Consider the following 19109-nt stretch of genomic DNA (forward strand, 5'->3'; position numbering starts at 1 on the left):
TCGATTCGATTCTTTTGAAATTGTTTGAAATCACCGGTTTGGTCAGGTTTGAAGGTACTCATCTTCAAGACAATGACGAAGATGAAGAGGATCACGTAGCGAAAAAGTACCTAAAGGATTTGTTGAATAACCAGTAATGAAGATTATCAGTCCCGCTCTCACAATATTTTTTTATATACTGGTGATTCTGATTCTTTACCTGCTGCCAACGGGTAGTGTTAATCTCAATAAACCGGTTATTGCCTCTTTCCGGCTGGACTCTTTGCTCCACATGCTTCTTTTTCTTCCATGGATGTATTTTAACAGCCAATTTCGCCGGCATCAAGGGAAATTGATTCGCACCAGATCGATTATTATCTGGCTGTTTTCGGGGATATTATTAGCCTCGGGGATCGAATGGATACACCTGTTGGTTTCTTACAGGATATTTAATTTTAAAGATATGTTTTATAACATCGCAGGACTTTTACTGGGAATGGCTCTGGTTCCTGTGGTAAATAAGATTCGCGGTATGTCTGCCGCATCTTTGAAGAATGATTAGCATTTTCCAATGCTAAAAACATATTCTTTACCGTTTACATTACTTACTTTAATGCGGACTTGATATAAAAAAAGATCAATTTCAGTTTGATATAACAGAAAAGAACACAGAACAGGAGATCCTTAGCCAGGCTCAGGATGGCGGTAAAAGGATCGAACATTCTCATGAAAATCCTTATGTCGGACCTTCACTAATTATTAAAATTTATTAATAAATCAATTGCTTTCATTCCGGAAATGGTTTATAATCGGACAACGGGTAAAATTATTGCATGATTGTTTTACCTCAGAAATGGCTATGAAGGTCTATCTAAACTATTCTTTTAAAGTGGGGTTAACTGCGTGTTTGAATCTGTTTTAACCAGGGTTAATGAAAGTGAAAGAAAGCCGCCAAGCTACGGAAAGGAGCTTGACGCGAAACTTTATGCTTACCTGAATACACTTGTAGACGAAAATACTGTTTCCAATCTTGCCTGGGATTTTCATAAAAATGAATCGGAGATCCCTGATAATCTGTACCGGCATACCGGTTTGGTCAATCTCCATCGGATCAATGATATCAAAAGGATTAATAAATACCTGGAAGCAGCCAACAGAAACCTTACAAACGGCCAGTACCTGGTGATTTCTATGGAAACGATGTCTTCCCGGAGAACCAGGATTCTTAACAAATACCCGTCAGGGTTCAACAGGATCTACTATTTCTTCGACTTTTTCCTGAAGCGGGTATTTCCCAAGTGGAAACCGACCCGGAAGCTCTATTTTTTGATTACGAAAGGAAGAAACCGGGTCATTTCTCTTACGGAAGGGTTGGCAAGAATGATCTCCTGCGGATTTGAGATTGTTGATTTTAAAAAGGCAGCTTACAATACGTATATCGTTGCAAGGAAAGTAAAGGAACCGGCCTATGACATGCAGCCCACCTACGGAGCGCTGATACGGCTAAACAGAGTTGGGAAAGGTGGAAAGATGTTCAGGGTATTTAAGATGCGCACGATGTATCCCTATTCTGAGTATCTGCAAGATTATATTTTTAAAAAGCATGACCTGAGAGAAGGCGGGAAGTTTAGGAATGATTTTCGAATGACAAGCTGGGGTAAGTTTTTCCGAAGATACTGGATTGATGAATTGCCGATGGTTATCAATTGGTTCCGGGGAGAGATGAAACTGGTGGGAGTGAGGCCGTTGAGTAAACATTATTTTGAGTTGTATCCCAAAAGTCTCCAGGAAATGAGGGTAAAGGTAAAGCCCGGCCTGGTTCCTCCTTACTATGCAGATATGCCGAAAACCCTTGAAGAGATTGAGGAGTCGGAACGTAATTATCTCATTGCATATGAGAAGAGCCCGTTTCTTACGGATGTGCGGTACTTCTTTAGGGCATTTTTGAATATTTTCTTGAAGGGTGCACGGAGTAAGTAAAAAAAGTCATTGTGAGCGTTGGGAGATCGCTTCATTTTGTTCGCGATGACGGTAGCGGGTTGTGAGTATGTTTTCTTTTCTATCTAATGAACAAGTCATTGCGAGGGAGCCTGCGACCGTGGCCCCGAAGGGGTGCCTTTGGCACAATCCCCGTATGTCATGATGCTTCTTATCTTGTTGGGGATCGCTTCACGCTGTTCGCGATGACGATGGTGGGTTGGGGGATGTTTTCTATCCAATGAACAAGTCATTGCGAGGGAGCCTGTGACCGTGGCCCCGAAGGGGTGCCTTTGGCACAATCTCCGTACGTCACGATGCTTCTTATCTTGTTGGGGATCGCTTCACGCTGTTTGCGATGACGGTAGTAGGTTGGGAGATCGCTTCACTTTGTTCGCGATGACGGTAGTGGGTTGGGGGGATGTTTTCTTTTCTATCCAATGAACAAGTCATTGCGAGGGAGCTTGCGACTGCGGCCCCGAAGGGGTGCCTTTGGCACAATCTCCGTATGTCATGATGCTTCTTATCTTGTTGGGGATCGCTTCACGCTATTCGCGATGACGGTGGTGGGTTGGGGGATCGCTTCACGTTGTTCGCGATGACTTGAGGGGGCTTTATCTTTCAGTTCTTGCCCCAGAATGGTACATAAGCTGTCATTACATCATAACGGTATTTAATGTAAAAGACGCCGCTCCATTTCCAGAAAATAATGCTAATGCAGGTAGCAATCGCGGCTCCTTCAATACCATAAGCAGGAATAAGAATGTAGTTCAGAAGAAAGCTCAATACAGACGAAGCGAGAGTAATATTTTGAAAGGCGATCTGGCTGTCGGTCATCTGCATAAAATAACCTTCTGATCCAGCCCATGCCCCGGCCAAATTGCCAATCGATAAAATGATAAGCGCATTTTTGCCGGATACAAATTCATTTCCAAATATCGAAAGGATAAAATCAGGAAACAGAACCAGAATCAGAAACAACGGAAGGGTACAGAAAAAGATGACAGAACTTGAATATCGAATTACTTTTCGGAGTTCTTGTATTTTGTTTTGGGAATAGAGCTCAGAAAATTTTGGTGTTACCACTACATTCACCGACGTCCAAAAAAGCAGCAGTAAGCCCGATAATTTTAAGGAAATATTATAGATGCCAACATCTTGTTCTGTTAAAAATGCTCCTACCATAATTGTGTCTATCCAACTATTCCAAAAGACCAGTGATCCTGCGAGAAGCAATGGCATGGAAAGTTTAAAAAGACGGGAAAAGTCATATCGGTTCATTCTTCGCCTGCCGGATTTGAAAGGATGAATATCATCTGTAATTAACCAGTAGAAACTTAATATCGTGATGAGATACAACCCGATTATGTAAGCAATTAATACAATCAGGTTTTGATGCCAGATGAGGATAAAAATCAACAAGAGCAGGAGAGCACTGATATGTCTGGCGACAAACCGAATAAAGACGTATCGGTTGATTTTCTCAAGCCCCTGGAGAGTTCCGGCATTGAGGTTAATAATACTCAGAGGGAAAACGGCAAGGGATGAGAGTTCGAATGTCAGTGTCAGATCCGGATTTTTAAAAAGAGTGCCGGCTATCCATTCCGCTAAAATAAATACAAGTAAAGAAGCTATAACAGATAAAACAGTAACGATAAGTAAAGCCGGCTTGTAGGACGATACGATGTCTTCAGGATCACGAAGACTGGCTGTAATTTTAACAATCGCCATATCCAGCCCTGCCGTTCCGAGAATGGAACCAAACAGAATTGCACTTAGTGCCAATGAGAATTCTCCCCAAGTTTGTGCTCCAAAAAAACGTGCTACAACAAACGCAAACAGGTAAGCGCATGCCAAACCGGCTATTTTTACGAACAGGCTTCTGGATGCTCCCGAAAGGATGTCTGAATAGTCGCCTCTAAATATCGTTTTAAAAGGGTTGATTACTGGCAAAATGGATTTGTGGAAAATGTGCAGATGAAGAATTCTGAAACGTCATTCTGAAGATTGTTCCTCACACAAAATGGAGCTTGCAGTGTATGTATCATTGATGACAAATATGGCTAAAACCGTGATCATTAAAAAGGCAACTATTGGTTAATGTCTGATCTCATACATGTTTTTATTTTTCTACCCTGAATAAAAGTTTATTTTCCACGAATAGATTTAAAAAGATCGTGTATAACGTTATAGCATGATGTAAAGCTTCTACATAGTTAATGAAAATACTATTCGACTTTGGCCACCCGGCAGATGTACACTATTTCAGGCATTTGATTTTTTACCTGGAAAAAAATGGGAATGAAGTAGAGATATTGGCTCGAGACAAAGACGTAACTTTAAAACTGCTTGAGAACTATCAACTTTCGTTCATTAACAAGGGAAGGGGAGGAACCGGCCTGTTTGACCGTCTGGCATATACTCTCCGAAGTTTGCAAACACTCCGAAAAGCATTCCATCATTTTAAACCGGACATTTGTATCAGTCATGCATCCCCTTACCTGGCTCTTGTAGCGGCGTTCTCTAAAACTCCTCACATTATGTTTAACGATACGGAGAAAGCATTTCTTTTTGATAAGGTTTTGAAGTATTTAAAGCCAAGAACCTATTCTCCGGATTCATTTCATCGGAAAGAGCATAAAGATTTAAATCTTTTCGATTCGTATATGGAACTGGCCTATTTGCATCCGGACCTTTTTGAACCGGATGAATCTATAAAAGACTTGTTGGGAGAATCATATGTACTTCTTCGATTTGTTGCGAATAAAGCGACTCATGACATTGGCCATGTGCATCTCAATCACGATTATAAAAGAGAGTTGGTGGATACGCTTGGTAAATTCACAAAGGTCTGGATTTCTTCTGAAGATCCGCTTCCTGAAGATTTGAAACCCTATAATCTGAAAGTTGCTCCCTCAAAAATTCACGATGTAATTGCTTGTTCCGAGCTTGTGATCAGTGAGGGTGCCACCGTATGTTCGGAAGCCGCCATGTTGGGAATTCCATCGGTTTTTATCAACCAAAATACACTGGGATATATTTCGGAGTTGGATAAAGAATATCAATTGGTTGATCATTTTTCAGCCGATAAAAATGGACGGCAGGCAGCGCTTGAACGTGCCGTTGCTCTCCTGAAGGATCCCGATCGAAGAGAGACGTATTTGCAAAGACGGCAGAGAATGTTGGCGACCAAAAAAAATCTCACCCAATTAATGATTGAGATTGTCGAAAATGTTGCTGGAGAAATTGGCAAGGAGATCCATAAAAACGAGCCGGCCATATGAATCAATATGTAAAAAGAGGCCTGATATCGATCTTCATTGTTGTTATCTACTTTACCGCCTGGAAAGGCATTCGCAGTTTTGTTACGTCCACGACCATCATTCCTCAAATAGAATATGCTATTTCCAATTGTGATGATACCATTGCCTATGAACGCTCTGCAAAATCTACATCACTTTTTATCTATCTTTTAGACAGAGAAGCAAACGAATATGAAACGTACGGATATGTTACCCCGGCCGGGTTTTACCTGCTTTTTGGTCTCATTTTTATCGTTTTGTTAGGAGGTGGCCGCTTCTACTATTATTTGCTCTTTGGTTTTCACGCTCTGTTTTGGATTCTTTCTACAGCGGCTATTTTTCCCGCACTTTGCTATCATTCGGCATTCTTGCATTTTACGGTTCTGGGGATTAAATATTTCACTCCATTCATCACTTTTCTGATTTTAATTTTATTGATTTCTCCGGATTTAAAGAACAGATTGAACATTTCAGATGAGATTCCGGAGCAGAGGCCAGATTGACGTTACGTTCTTGTTAGCCAAGTTAATCCTTTCCAAAAGCTATACTGGCTTTAGCTCAACTCCTTAAAAAAAGAAATTGTTTGTTTCATCGCTTCGGAGAGTGTAAAGTCTTTCACGGATTCAGAAATGTCGGGCTGATTTTTTTCGAATTCCGGAAACCGGCCTAGTGCTTTTTCTATTGCCTGCTGCAACTCTTCAACGCTTCCATCCTTAAACAGAAACCCGTTCTTTCCATCTATCAAGTATTCCTTGATTCCTCCGGAATCCGAACCAACAAGGGCTGCTCCACATGCAATCGCCTCAATCCCAACAAGTCCCAAAGGCTCTTCAGATGAAGGAAAAATAAATACTTTTGAGGCCTTATGGGTTTCTGCGAGAGTTTCCTCCGTTAGCCGGTCGCCGAACTCTATCAAATGAGAGATACCGGTTTTATCAGCATATTGAATGAGATCTTCTTTCCGTCCGCCCGAAAAATGAAGTTTGATGGTTAATCTCTGTTTCTCGTAATAATCTCTGTTTTGATGAATCGTTTCGAGCAAAAGCCGGATACCTTTTCTCCTGATCGTACTCCCGGCAAAAAAAAGATCGATGGGGCGGGGGGCGGACTGATATGTAAATACACGTTCATTGAATCCCGGGGTTATCACAGCACTTTTGCAATCATATTCTCTCTCTAATCTTCTCACCATGTATTCGCTATTCGTTACCACCGATGTACAATGATGCATGGTATAGCGGGCAATTTTGTACAGGAAGCTGTGTTGATTTACATAATGGTTTACGCTTCCATGTACATAGGTAATGTGTTTGATTCCGTGAATTTTCTGTGCAGCGAGCATCAAAAAACCCGGCCAGATGGGTGCATGAGAGTACAGTATGTCAAATTTCCGGGCGCGATAAATGACAACGGGCAGATATGAGAAAAAAAGGAAAAAAGTTTTGAGAACAGATGTAAATAGATTGCCGGTTTCAAGATCACTTTTGAAGAACTTGAAGTAAGGATTATAAAGGAGTTCCACTTCCAGGCCTTCATCTCTTAACCCCTCGTAAATATTTTTTATGAATGGCTGATGCGTTGGATTTTTCTTTGTCGGATAGCTATTGGTAGCAACAAGAACTTTCATTGGGTACGGCTCAAGCGGGCAATATTATTACAGGCAAATTGTATTACGATGCAGAAAACCTAAGGAATTAAGGGATTCAAAAAAACATTGAATATTTTGCACCCGGAATAAATTCCGGGCTCGTAAGTATCGCCCTCCACTTGTCGGGCTTGTTGGATTGCCTGAATAAAGTCCGGCAGGACGGAATATGCGAGCCGGTGATTCATCGCCGGACACCCCGGAATGAATTCCGGTCTCGTAAGTTTCGCTCTCCGTTTGACGGGCTTGTTGGATTGTCCGAATAAAGTCCGGGAGGACAGAATATGCGAGCTGGTGATTCATCGCCGGCCTCCCCGGAATAAATTCCGGTCTCGTAAGTATCGCCCTCCATTTGTCGGGTTTGTTGGATTGCCCGAATAAAGTCCGGCAGGACGGAATATGCGAGCCGGTGATTTATCACCGGGCACGCCGGAATAAATTCCGGGCTCGTGAGTATCGCCCTCCATTTGTCGGGCTTGTTGGATTGCCCGAATAAAGTCCGTCAGGACGAGATGTATGAGCCGGTCATTTATGTCTGGTTCCTTGATGTGGATTTTTGTCTCTTTTTTGGATAATCCCATGTTTTTTCAGCAAGGCTTCATTTTCATCATCGAACGAATAATTTTGATGATGCTTTTTTTGATTCTGAATATATTTTTTAACGCTTTCCAAGTTAGACTGGCTTACACTAAAAGCACTATAGCCACCTTGCCACCTGAAACCTCTGTCATTTTGAAAATATGTATCATTCAGCCACTTAGATGATGAACCCTTTATAAGGTGCATTATTTTGCTTAGAGACATTGTCGCGGGTTGTTGAACCAGTAGATGTAAGTGATCCGGCATTCCTCCAGACTTAATGATAGTAAATCCCTGATTTCTTGCTATTCCAGTAAGGTATTTCCTCAATGATCTTTCCATTTCGGAATTAATAAGTGGTTCTCTGGATTTTGTACAAAAAATTATGTGAATGTATAGAATCGCAAAACTTCCCATGGCGAGAATGATTGTAAGAGTTTATGAGTATGAGCCATTTTTTTAGAAATTCTTACAAAATTTCTTCAATAAAGTCCGGGAGGACGGAATATGCGAGCCGGTGATTCATCGCCGGACACCCCGGAATAAATTCCGGTCTCGTCAGTTTCACCCTCCATTTGTCGGGCTTGTTGGATTGCCTAAATAAAGTCCGGCAGGACGGAATATGCGAGTCGGTGATTTATCGCCGGACTCCCCGGAATAAGTTCCGGGCTCGTAAGTATCGCCCTCCATTTGTCGGGCTTGTTGGATTGCCCGAATAAAGTCCGGCAGGACGGAATATGCGAGCCGGTGATTTATCACCGGACTCCCAATGTATAAGCGGTGATTTATCGCCGGCTCCCGGTTATATCACTTCCTTTATTTAAATGCGGAAATTTTTCATAGATCGGTTTTCTATCGATGAAATTACAAAACCGGTGGTACGATTTTTTATCGGATAAATTAATCACAAGCAGATCTTGATCTCGGTATCTGAAATAGTCGCAAACGGTTTTATTATGTTCTAAATAAGCTTCTTTAAGGATTTCTTCATTAAATAAATCATCCGCCGGTGCGTCGAACCTAATTCGCATGTACTCCAATCTGTTGAGGCCTTCTGCTTTAAAAAAGGTCTCATTTTCTTCGCTGGTCGGGAGGTGCCCATTTTTTCCGAACTTCCTGATATGGTGATTGATAAAAGAGTCGTACCATCGCTTTTCATCATCGCGGACAGTGAGTATAAATTTGCTTCCCGGAAATGCACTGTCGAGCGCCTGGAAAGTGTAGGGAAGACCAAACAGCTCGTCTTCGAATACTTGTGCGGTTTTGCAATGCTCAATAAGCGGTTTGAAGTCCCGAACGGCATAGTTCTGATAAAAGGGATAAACGGCTGTTTCAGATCCAACGCGATACCCCAAATCCTGAAACGCTTTCTTCAAAGAGGTTGTGCCGGTTTTACTCATCCCTATACAAAATATTTTTTGTTTCCCGAACACTTCCATTTTATGCTTCACGATTGGGAGGAAGGGGAAGCTTCTGCTTAATTTATTTTTCAGAAATTGAATCACGCGAATCGATCATTGGGATTTATTTTAAAGCGGAGAAAGGAATTCCTAAAACCATAATCCGAAAATTCATATTGATATTCCATTCGATTCAAAATTGAGGTTTGTATTTCATATCTTTCCTCATTCAGAAAAAATCAGAAATAACAGAATTTTTTGGACTTTATTAAACCTTACGCTTCTCTAATTGAGCGTGAAATTGAACAACTTGGCCTGCCTGAAAAACCGTCTACTTTATATGATCCTCAGCGCTATATACTATTAAGCGCGGGAAAACGTATCCGGCCAATTCTTACATTAATGGGGTGTGGCCTTTGCGATCATGATATTAAAAAAGCCTTGCCTGCCGCACTTGCCGTTGAATTGGTGCACAATTTTACCCTGATCCATGATGATATTATGGACCAGGCAGAAATCCGCAGGGGGAATCCACCCGTGCACATGAAGTGGGATGAATCTACGGCGATTCTTTCCGGTGACAGTCTTTTTGTTCAGGCACTTCTTCAATTGCAGAGATTTCCGAAAGAGGTTGATTTTAAAAAAATCAGCGAGGTTTTTTTGGAGGGGGTAAACCGGGTATGCGAAGGCCAGGCACTTGATATGGAATTTGAAAAGAGACTGGATGTAACTCCGGACGAATATCTGGAAATGATAGCGGGAAAAACAGCCGCGCTGATTTCCGTATCATTGACTTTGGGAGGGATGGCAGCGAATGCATCATCAGAAAAACTTGAGCAACTCGATATTTTGGGGCAAACACTTGGACTCGCTTTCCAAATCCAGGATGACCTGATGGACGTAACAGCCGACCCTGAAAAGTTCGGTAAAAAAAAGGGCGGAGATATTTGGGAGGGCAAGAAAACATTTCTGATGGTTAAAACGTTGGAGTGCTGCAATCCTGATGAAAGGGAATGGCTTACGGAGTGCCTGAAGAATCGTCCGCTGGAATCTGAAGATGTACAAAATGTTTTAAAACTTTATAAAAAATATGACGTTACTAAAACGGCTGAAGTGCTTCTGAACCAATATTATGAGAAAGCAATAAATATTCTCGGTCAATTTGGTGATTCCAACTATAAACAAGATCTTCAACAACTTATAAATTATTTGAAAAGACGTGATTCTTAATCATATGCGAAACGTTATTATTGTTCTTTTGGCGATGGCTGCCCTGGTATCTTGCCGAAGTAAAGATTTAATCCGGCCCGGGGATTCACTCGAGGTTGCTTACGAGAAAGCCATGATGCAATTCAATTCTGAAAAATACTCCGATGCTGCCCGTGCTTTTGAAACGGTGATCTCCATCGGGCGGGGAACCGACTATGGAGAAGAAGCTCAATATTATCTGGCCGAGAGCTATTTCAGAGGGAACCGATACTTGCTGGCAGCTTCTGAATATGAGCGGTTTGCACAATATCATCCCAATTCCCCACGCCGCGAGGAAGTGGATTTCAAAGAGGCTCTGTGCTATTACAACCTGAGTCCGCGATATCGGCTTGATCAAACCTATACCCAGAGAGCTATTGAAGAATTTCGACTTTTCAGAACCCGCTATCCGGATGCTGAAAGGGGAGATGAAGCTGCGGGTTACATCGAGGAGCTAAGAAATAAGCTTGCCCGACGAGATTATAATGCGGCGGATTTTTACATGAGAACCGAACGCTACAATTCAGCCGCTATTTATTATGGCCTTGTGATTGATAACTACCCGGAAAGTTCCTGGGCTGAACGAGCGCTTGTAAAACAAATTGAATCCTACGTCCTCTACGCAGAGAATAGCATCCAGAACCGGCAGGCGGAGCGGTTTGAATTGGCTCTTGATAGCTACAATACGTATCTCCAATTATTTCCCCAGGGAGAAAACAGGAGCGAGGCTGAAGACCTTTTTGACAGAGCCATGGAAGGATTGGGCGAACATGATGATGGATCGGTTGTTGTTGAAACCAACTGATTTTCATCTGAATGACCTCAGGGAATTTCTGTAACTGGTGGTTTGACATTTCTGTTTTTATTCATTCAATGAATATTCGACTTTGAAAAAAAGAGTCGGCATACTGGGAGGTTCCTTTGATCCGGTGCATTGCGGGCATATTCGGATTGCGAATTCTTTTTTGAAATCCGGGTTGATTGATGAACTTCTGATTCTTCTGTCTCCTCATCCGCCACATAAACAAAACCAAAAAAAGGCCGATTTCTTACATCGGTTTGAAATGTTGAAACGCGCGTTTGAAACAATACAGAATGTGACACTCAGCGATTTGGAGCAGAAGCTTGAAAAACCTTCCTATACTCTCCAAACCATTGAGTATCTCCAGGAGAAAAATCCGGAAACCCTATATTATCTCTGTATTGGTGAAGACAGCCTTCAATACTTTGATAAATGGCATAAGTACCAAAAAATACTCGGGAAGGTACATCTTCTTGTAGCAGAACGCCCCGGTTTTGACAAGTATGGGGTGAATCCGGAGATACTTGAGCGGGCTATTTTTGTAGAGCATCAGCCTTACTCCATTTCTTCAACCACCATCAGGAAAGCGGGAATTGAGATTCAGGAAGATTTACCGGAGACCGTTGTGTCTTATATCAAAGAGAATCGTCTGTACGAGTAAATTTTCCAAATTCTCTGGACGGAGATTCAGAGAGAAATGTACAAGGGATTGCTCTTAAATCAGATCTTTAAAATTGATACGTAACGCCAAGATGGAATTGGACATTTGTCTTATCCATCGGTTCAAAGTTTTTGATGTTGATGCCGCCGAATTCGCCGTAGTTATAGCGTCCGTAGTTAAAAAGTTTGGTCCATGAGAAGTTTGCGGAAATCAAAAAGTTCTGGTAATAAAACAAGCCACGGGCTCCGAATGTCAGATCCGTTCGGTTTCTCCAGTAATCGCCGAAGCCTTGCCTGAATTCTGCAGGGCGATTTAAAAAGCGGTCGTATTCGTAATGAAAGTGATTGTTGTCGGCCATTCTTCGTGCAAATATTCCAATTCGTCCCGTATCAAAATAGGCATCGAGACCTGCGAACTGGCTGTTTGAACCCGGGCCAATGGCGGCTCCGATTACTTGTCCCCGGTTGGTATGTCCCTGCCGGATTGCGTCATCCGTATAGTAGTAGCTTTGAGGCCTGACTTCATCCAAATAGCCGGGAGTCATGTTCGTTAATTCAACATTCAGCTTATAAAAATGGACAAGGGGTGCAAAAATCAATTTTTGGAAGCCAAAAGCATAGCCGCTGTTGTGGCGTGGTTCCATAAGAAGATCCCGGGTATCCCAGGCAAAATCATCCCGGAAGTATTCGCCATAGATTTCAATATTGCTTTGAGGCCAAACCCATCTTGCGTATAACGAATTGAGGTGATTACGCGGTTTGATAATTCCAACCGGACCTCTTGTTTTTTCAAAGTTTTTATAGAGAAACGGATCAAAAATATAACCGAGTTCTTCTGATGTCAGCACTCCGCCATCAAGGTAGGTGTGGATCGCGCGGGTTAACCCTAAATGCACGTTAGACGCAAAAAACGGCGAGTAGGAGAGGTTAACGGCATTCATGAACCGATCTTTCTGATACTGAATTTCCTGATCAAAATAGTCGGAATCTTCCGGAAAACCGCCAAGCCATTTAAACTCAAAACTCCCCACATAAGGAACTTTAAGCGGCCCACGGGTTCCTATAAAAAAGTGTGGCATCCCGGCGGCATTGTTGCTCATGATGAGCGGATACTTTACGTTGGCTCCCCACCACATAGGCTCCGTACTTACGCCTGCTTCAATATTTTTATAATGAACCCGAACAGATGAGTAACCGAGGCTGAACGTTTGAAACGAATCGGGACCGAAGCGGAACGGCCGGTCAATCGAATTTCCGATTCCTTCGGCGATGTAACGAATATTTCCGTCCTGATCCAGCGGTATGAATCGGGGGACATCAAATTCCAGGTTTTGTTGACTGATAATATGTGGGCGGAAAGTGATGGTTACAAAGTCTGAAGTTAACCAGAAACCTCCCTGGAATTCTGTATTAAACCCTTTTCCGTACCAGGCAGCTTCGTTATTCTCGCCGTAGGGTACGGATGAGTTTGCAGTAAATTCCACATTCGGACTGTATATGCCTACCTTGAAATAGGATTTATACTCGTATTGCGGTGATTGAAAAACCCGGCTCCAAATGCCGTAGTCATCGGAATCCAAATCCATATACTTTAGATAGATATGATTCCAGGTCGGACGGTTTGTAAATGAGGAGTACTCAGATCCGTGAATGAGCTGGTGAATGCGCAACTGCTCTTCTTTGATGTCATCAATCGGTATGGTCTGAGATGATGCAGAGAACCAGGTACCCGGGAGGATAAGCAATAGCACGCTCCATATCGCAATAGAAACGACACGCGACCGCCGGATTTTATTTTGGAATATGTAGATGATGTTTTTCAAAAAATATCAGGGATTACAAAATGTACGTGATTCCAACCTGGAACTGGACGTTAATAAGATCTTTGTGCTCGTAATTTCTGACGTTTACCCCTTCAAATTCACCATAGTCGAACCGTCCGTAGTTAAAAGCCTTGGTCCACATAAACTTGCCATTCAGGTAAAATGGGCCGGGCCCATAAAGAAAATTAAAACCGAAATTCAGGTTCACGCGGTGTCGGAAATAATCACCGAATTCGTCGGAAGGAGCGAGGTCGGCCGATCCCCTCAGGAAATGAAAATTGTTGTTATCAACCCACCGCTGGGCAAAAAGGCCAAATTTATAATTATTCTTGTAGGCATCAATGGACAGATATTGACTGTTTGAGCCGGGCCCGATGGCAGCTCCCAGAACTTCTCCTTTATTGGTATGGCCCTGCCTGATTCGTGAGTGTGTGTAGATAAATGTTTGCGGCCGCACCTGTTCAAGAGCAGAGGTGGTGAGATTGGTAAATTCGACATTGGTCTTCAGGAAATCCACCCATGGTATGTAGGAAATTTTCTGGAAACCGAAAAGATACGCCCCGTTATGATGTGGCTGATTAATAAAATCGCGGGCATCGTAACTGTGATCTTCCCGGTAAAGCTCGCCATAAATTTCAGCATTCGCTTCCGGAAGTGACAAATGCAGGTAGAAAGATGCCGTTTGATTTCGAACCTGTTTGGTATCGTTGCCTCCGGAGCGTTCAAGCGTGGAGCTGCTGAGAGGATTAAAAATGAGGCCTACATTGCTGAAACTGAAACCGCCCTCCTCGTAAAGGTGATAGACCCGGGTAATACCAATCGTGAGATTTTTAAAGAAAAAAGGCCTGTAGGCAACATTGATGGAGTTGGTAAACCGTGTGTTTCCTTCTCCCACGCCGTCATAATATTTCGATTCCTGGGGATAACCGAGAATCCAACGAAACTGCAGGTCACCAAAGTAAGGGATATCGACAGGTTCCCTGCTGGAAAAGAAGAAGTGAGGAATTCCGGCGGCATTATTACTGAATACCAGGGGATAGCGGACGGCCGGTCCCCACCACAGAGGTTCTGTACTCAATCCTGTTTCAAGTGATTTGTAATGCAGGCGGATAGAGCTGTTACCGGGATCGATGGTTGTAAACGAATCAGGGCCGAACCGGAATGGCGCATCGAGCTGTGCCTGGATACCTTCGGCCACATAACGGATGTTCCCGTTTTCATCCCGAAAAATAAACCGCGGATGCCGAAAATCGAGATTCTCCTGGTATATGATATGGGGATAGAGATTGATGGTCAGAAATTTCGAGGTGAGATAAAATCCTCCTTTGAATTCTGTATTGCTTCCTCTTCCGTACCATGCCGCACCGTTATTCTCGCCATAGGGAAACTTGGAATTCACCGTATTCTGAATGAATGTGGGAAGCATTCCTGCTTCAAATACATTTTCAAGGCCAACTTTTCGGTTGATCAGATTCCTGTTCCACCACTTGCTTTGATCGGTGCCATTCATCAGGGAGTGGTAAGCATTTGCTGAAAATGGCCGGCTGACGGTTCCAAACGTTACTGAATCGGCCAGAAGGATTTGAAGTGTTGCCTGTTCATCCAGCACACTTCCCACGGGAATGGTCTGAGCAATAGCCTGGTACGGAACCAGAAGAACGAGTATTGTAAAAAATACTCCAATACACTTCTTAAGACTTGACATTCAGAAAATTTATCGTGCTGTTTGAACTAATTTTCAACGGTAGGGGCAGAAGTAAACGATCTGTTCAGCCCGTGATTAATCATCAAATATATGAAATCTTGTTATACTTGATGACAGTTTATAATGTGTTTGTTTTTGGATTCTCCTTACTGCTCGAACAGAAAAAGTTTAGAGTCGGTGTTTGCCTTCTTGTGCCAAATTTTAAAAAGGCACAGAAGATTTTGGGACGGTTGAGACTGAAACCTACCAGGTTTTTTCGAAGGATTTTGGATCCAGTTCCTTTTCGTCGTGAACCCAATACGTATCATGGTCAGAAGACAAGAGCATCGGGTCGTTTTCAGTCAGCCGGTGTATCAATGCAAAAGGCAAAAGAATCACGTAAAAAACAATTGTCAGCAAAATATTTGGCACAATATAACTGAGCAATTTTGACAAGCCCATCCATAACTTTTCGATAATTTGACTCAAATAGTCTGAAAGGCCAAGAAGCCCGACTACCAGTGAGATATACAGGAAAACCCGTGCATCCGAAAAGAAATAAATCAGCAGGAAACCCATGCTGATAATTAAGACCGTCGATTTCGATTTATCTTTTACCATAATTAGTTAATTAAACTCAATTGAGATTTAAAACAGTGTATAAATGAATGGGGCAATTGCACTTCCGCCGCCAATCACGATAAGGATGCCTAATATCAACAGGACTAAAATTACCGGCGCGAGGAGGAATTTTTTCCTCTCTTTTACAAAGAGCCAAAGATCTTTAAGGGTTTCCATAACAAGGGTTTAATTTTCTGATGTTAAATAATTATACAGCGTTTCTGCCACGAATTGATGACCATATTCATTCCAGTGGGAGTCTACTTCGGAATTAAATTTTGTTTGATGTTCCCGATAGTCCGCCTGCATCCAAGGCGCAAGGTTTAAAAAATCCATGTTATACTTTTCGGTAGTTTCGCGCATTAAATCGTTCAGCCAATATGCCCCGCTGGTGGATACATCATTTCCATCATAAATTACTTCTCGCGGTGCATCCATTACAAATATAATCCGTTTATTTGGATTTTCTTCACGGATTTTGCCAATTGTATAATCAACGGCCAGCTCAATTTGTTCCCGCATTTCAAATACTTCTTCGGGATTGATATTCGCTTCAAAATTTGGTGCTTCTTTTTCCGCTTCTTCCTCATCAGCAGATAGCGATTCAGTCATATTGGCAAACATTCTTTGAAGATTGATTCCAAGATATTCATAGTGACGAACATATCTCTGAACCCGGCTTTTTTGGATGATTGAGCGCACAAAACCTGGATTGAGTTTTTCATCAAGAAAATTGGTGAATACCGGGTCATTTTCAATAATTGTACTGTCAGGATTTACCGTAACCGTCATAAGGGATCGAAACCGGGGATCGTCCGTGCCTCCGGTAATCGATTCGTTGAAATCGTTGTGCACTATAGTAAAAACAAGCGTAGACGGATTGTATTTTTCAACAACATACCGGCTCACATGAAGATATTGCGTTAAAGGATACAAGGATTTTCCAAACGCATAAACTTCCTGATCATCCGGAAGCATCTCGTTCAAAAGATTCGGATAGCTTTTTGTGATATCCACCTGCAGGGCTTCCACATACGAATCCCCAATCACGGCAATCAGGTTTTTGCCAGAATCGGGTTGATAGTCGATCGGAGAGTTCCATCCCTCGTTATTAATCGACCAGTCCGCTCTTAACTGAAAGAACTTTCCTTTTGTATATGTTCCTGATCCGGATTCCGGGTTGAATTTCAGGATATTCGTTTGCTCATCATAAATGGTTTCCGGACGGCTGGGGAGCGGCATGAAAAAAGCCAGGATAATTTCCAGCATAATAATGAGAATGATAAGCGATGGAATGCTTACCAAGAGCACATTTTTGATAAACTCTCTCATTTTGATTGTTTAATCCTTTTTAAATGTTTCCATCCATTTTTCCTTGTTTTCCCAGTCGGGCTGATCAGTTTTCTTCAGGATGTAATCATTCACAACCAGGTAATCCATTTCGGTTCTCATAAAACATTTGTACGCGTCCGCCGGTGTGCAAACAATCGGTTCCCCACGGACATTAAAACTGGTATTTACAAGAACGCTGTACCCGGTAAGTTCTTTAAACGCTTTCAGCAGTTTCCAATATCTTGGGTTGGTTTCTTCATGAACGGTTTGAACTCTTGCCGAGAAATCAAGATGTGTAATAGAAGGAACATCACTCCGTTTGAAATAGAGTTTTGTCCAAAGATCCATATCGTGGTAACCCTCAGGCAAATCATTTCTCCGACTCTTCTGTACATCGGAAATCAGAAGCATATAGGGAGAGGGGACATCCATTTCAAAATAATCATTGCAATCTTCAGCTAAAACGGATGGAGCAAACGGACGAAATCCTTCGCGGTATTTAATTTTCAGGTTCAGCTTTTTCTGCATTTCTTCATTTCGGGCATCCGCAAGAATACTTCTGTTTCCCAAAGCCCGTGGGCCCCATTCCATTCTGCCCTGAAACCAACCGACAACATTTCCGTTTTTCAACAGGTCGGCGGTTTTTTTAGCCAGGGATTCGAAAGGTTCAACCTTTTCGTAAACGGCTTTGTATCGCTTTAAAGACTGAAGCACTTCTTTCTCTGAAAAGTAAGGACCAAGATAGGTTCCTTTCATGGAATCATTTTCTGAATCGACTGTCCGTTCATTTCCGAAATACATGTAATGAACGATTTGAGCCCCGCCCAGAGCTCCGCCGGCATCACCGGCAGCGGGTTGAATAAAAAGATTATCAATAAATTCTTCTTTGATGAGCTTGCCGTTTGCTACACAGTTCAATGCAACCCCACCCGCCAGGCATAGGTTGGAAGATCCCGTGACGGCAACAGCTTCTTTGGCCATCAAAAGAATAATCTCTTCAGTTACTTGTTGAATGGCATGGGCAAGATCACAATGTTTTTGATCGAGATCACCATCCGGAATGGCTTTTGGAAATCCGAAAAGTTTTTCCCATTTCTGATCATCCACCATTTTTAAACCGGTGGCATAATTAAAGTAATCCTGGTTGAGCCAGATCGATCCATCATCCTTAATATGAACAATATGCTCTTTAATAAGGTCTACATACTTTTGAGTTCGTTCCGCGTGTGGATTTCCGTAAGGAGCGAGGCCCATCAGTTTGTATTCACCTGAGTTGACCCTAAAACCCAGGAAGTATGTAAAAGCAGAATATAGCAGGCCAACAGAGTGCGGAAAACGAAGCTCCTTAATTTTCTTTATGCTATTCCCTTTTCCGATACATATGGAAGCTGTGGCCCATTCACCAACACCATCGATGGTAAGGATTGCAGCTTCCTCGAAAGGTGAGGGATAAAAAGCACTTGCCGCGTGAGAAAGGTGGTGTTCAGGGAAATAGAGTTTCAGTTTCTTTTTGTCATATTTCTGGATATCAGAAAGCCCGTCTCTCAGGAGCTTCTTGAGAAACATTTTTTCTCTGAGCCATACGGGAATAGATGTGAGAAACTGCCGTAAACCTTTTGGAGCAAACGCATAGTACGTTTCGAGTAAACGTTCGAATTTTAAAATGGGCTTATCGTAAAAAACAACTGCATCCAGCTCGTCAATAGTATACCCGGCTTCTCGCAGGCAGTATTGAACGGCATTTGTTGGAAATTCTGCAGTGTGTTTAACTCTGGTAAAACGATCTTCCTGGGCGGCAGCTATAATTTCTCCATTTGAGATTATTGCCGCTGCAGAGTCATGGTAAAATGCTGAAATGCCTAATATTACTTTATTTGCCACAAAAACAACTAATTATCATTTATTGCACCGTAGGAACAAAGAAGTGGAATCATACTTCTATACGACTACATTATTACTGAATCATAACAAACCTAAAACATAAGACTATTTAAATAATTATCATAGGTGAACTCGATACAGATATGAGAGAAACTCCTTTGGCTTTGGATTAAAAA

Annotated in this window: 19 protein-coding genes; 7 read left to right on the forward strand and 12 right to left on the reverse strand. The window is 42.3% G+C overall.

Translation table 11 applies throughout. The annotated features are described in order from the left end of the window. The first annotated feature begins 136 nt into the window (after positions 1-136). The gene (locus L0B18_RS10035) at positions 137-541 is read left to right on the forward strand and encodes a VanZ family protein (protein ID WP_234571632.1); all 405 of its coding nucleotides are present in this window, start codon (positions 137-139) and stop codon (positions 539-541) included. Between the two features lie 341 nt (positions 542-882). Continuing rightward, entirely contained in the window at positions 883-1959 is a 1077-nt protein-coding gene (locus L0B18_RS19845; RefSeq protein ID WP_234571633.1) for a sugar transferase, read from the forward strand. 618 nt (positions 1960-2577) lie between these two features. Here the strand turns inward: L0B18_RS19845 and L0B18_RS10045 are convergent. Next, the gene (locus tag L0B18_RS10045; RefSeq protein ID WP_234571634.1) at positions 2578-3909 is read right to left on the reverse strand and encodes a flippase; all 1332 of its coding nucleotides are present in this window, start codon (positions 3907-3909) and stop codon (positions 2578-2580) included. 266 nt (positions 3910-4175) lie between these two features. On the opposite strand from L0B18_RS10045, the gene L0B18_RS10050 reads away from it, so the two are divergent. Then, the gene (locus tag L0B18_RS10050) at positions 4176-5240 is read left to right on the forward strand and encodes a DUF354 domain-containing protein (protein ID WP_234571635.1); all 1065 of its coding nucleotides are present in this window, start codon (positions 4176-4178) and stop codon (positions 5238-5240) included. Beyond that, positions 5237-5761, forward strand: a complete 525-nt coding sequence (locus tag L0B18_RS10055; RefSeq protein ID WP_234571636.1) for a hypothetical protein — start codon at positions 5237-5239, stop codon at positions 5759-5761. The genes L0B18_RS10050 and L0B18_RS10055 overlap by 4 nt, the downstream gene beginning before the upstream one ends. A 50-nt stretch (positions 5762-5811) precedes the next feature. Here L0B18_RS10055 and L0B18_RS10060 read toward each other — a convergent pair whose 3' ends face one another. The 5 genes from L0B18_RS10060 to L0B18_RS10075 form a co-directional block, all read right to left on the reverse strand. Beyond that, complete coding sequence (locus L0B18_RS10060) at positions 5812-6885, reverse strand: glycosyltransferase family 4 protein (RefSeq protein WP_234571637.1); 1074 nt, start codon at positions 6883-6885, stop codon at positions 5812-5814. A gap of 317 nt (positions 6886-7202) precedes the next feature. Next, positions 7203-7484 (reverse strand): hypothetical protein, encoded by a 282-nt coding sequence (locus tag L0B18_RS10065; RefSeq protein WP_234571638.1) that lies wholly within the window; start codon positions 7482-7484, stop codon positions 7203-7205. Continuing rightward, positions 7429-7899 carry an IS200/IS605 family transposase gene (tnpA, locus tag L0B18_RS19850; protein WP_370647545.1) on the reverse strand — a complete coding sequence of 157 codons (471 nt, stop codon included), beginning with the start codon at positions 7897-7899 and terminating at the stop codon, positions 7429-7431. Before tnpA ends, L0B18_RS10065 begins: the two co-directional genes overlap by 56 nt. Before the next feature lie 147 nt (positions 7900-8046). Further along, a complete protein-coding gene (locus L0B18_RS10070; RefSeq protein WP_234571639.1) occupies positions 8047-8241 on the reverse strand; it encodes a hypothetical protein in 195 nt (64 codons plus the stop codon). 26 nt (positions 8242-8267) lie between these two features. Next, a complete protein-coding gene (locus L0B18_RS10075; protein ID WP_255695655.1) occupies positions 8268-8921 on the reverse strand; it encodes a sulfotransferase in 654 nt (217 codons plus the stop codon). Positions 8922-9140: 219 nt separating this feature from the next. On the opposite strand from L0B18_RS10075, the gene L0B18_RS10080 reads away from it, so the two are divergent. The 3 genes from L0B18_RS10080 (at position 9141) to nadD (ending at position 11593) form a co-directional block, all read left to right on the forward strand. Next, a complete protein-coding gene (locus L0B18_RS10080) occupies positions 9141-10112 on the forward strand; it encodes a polyprenyl synthetase family protein (protein WP_234571641.1) in 972 nt (323 codons plus the stop codon). A gap of 4 nt (positions 10113-10116) precedes the next feature. Beyond that, positions 10117-10935: an outer membrane protein assembly factor BamD gene (locus tag L0B18_RS10085; RefSeq protein WP_234571642.1), complete on the forward strand. Its 819-nt coding sequence runs from the start codon at positions 10117-10119 to the stop codon at positions 10933-10935. Positions 10936-11017: 82 nt separating this feature from the next. Further along, positions 11018-11593, forward strand: a complete 576-nt coding sequence (gene nadD / locus L0B18_RS10090; RefSeq protein ID WP_234571643.1) for a nicotinate (nicotinamide) nucleotide adenylyltransferase — start codon at positions 11018-11020, stop codon at positions 11591-11593. A 67-nt stretch (positions 11594-11660) separates the two neighbouring features. Here the strand turns inward: nadD and L0B18_RS10095 are convergent, their stop codons facing one another. The 6 genes from L0B18_RS10095 to L0B18_RS19855 form a co-directional block, all read right to left on the reverse strand. Continuing rightward, on the reverse strand, positions 11661-13415 hold the full coding sequence (locus L0B18_RS10095) for a capsule assembly Wzi family protein (RefSeq protein WP_234571644.1): 1755 nt from the start codon (positions 13413-13415) through the stop codon (positions 11661-11663). A gap of 13 nt (positions 13416-13428) precedes the next feature. Next, positions 13429-15120 carry a capsule assembly Wzi family protein gene (locus tag L0B18_RS10100; RefSeq protein WP_234571645.1) on the reverse strand — a complete coding sequence of 564 codons (1692 nt, stop codon included), beginning with the start codon at positions 15118-15120 and terminating at the stop codon, positions 13429-13431. A 243-nt stretch (positions 15121-15363) separates the two neighbouring features. Beyond that, entirely contained in the window at positions 15364-15720 is a 357-nt protein-coding gene (locus L0B18_RS10105; RefSeq protein WP_234571646.1) for an SxtJ family membrane protein, read from the reverse strand. A 27-nt stretch (positions 15721-15747) separates the two neighbouring features. Beyond that, entirely contained in the window at positions 15748-15897 is a 150-nt protein-coding gene (locus tag L0B18_RS10110; protein ID WP_234571647.1) for a DUF5989 family protein, read from the reverse strand. A 9-nt stretch (positions 15898-15906) separates the two neighbouring features. Further along, positions 15907-17052, reverse strand: a complete 1146-nt coding sequence (locus tag L0B18_RS10115; RefSeq protein ID WP_234571648.1) for an SGNH/GDSL hydrolase family protein — start codon at positions 17050-17052, stop codon at positions 15907-15909. A 9-nt stretch (positions 17053-17061) separates the two neighbouring features. Then, the gene (locus tag L0B18_RS19855; RefSeq protein ID WP_234571649.1) at positions 17062-18933 is read right to left on the reverse strand and encodes a carbamoyltransferase family protein; all 1872 of its coding nucleotides are present in this window, start codon (positions 18931-18933) and stop codon (positions 17062-17064) included. Positions 18934-19109 lie beyond the last annotated feature (176 nt).

Origin of the sequence: Rhodohalobacter sp. 614A, assembly GCF_021462415.1 — a bacterium.
Lineage (GTDB): Bacteria > Bacteroidota > Rhodothermia > Balneolales > Balneolaceae > Rhodohalobacter.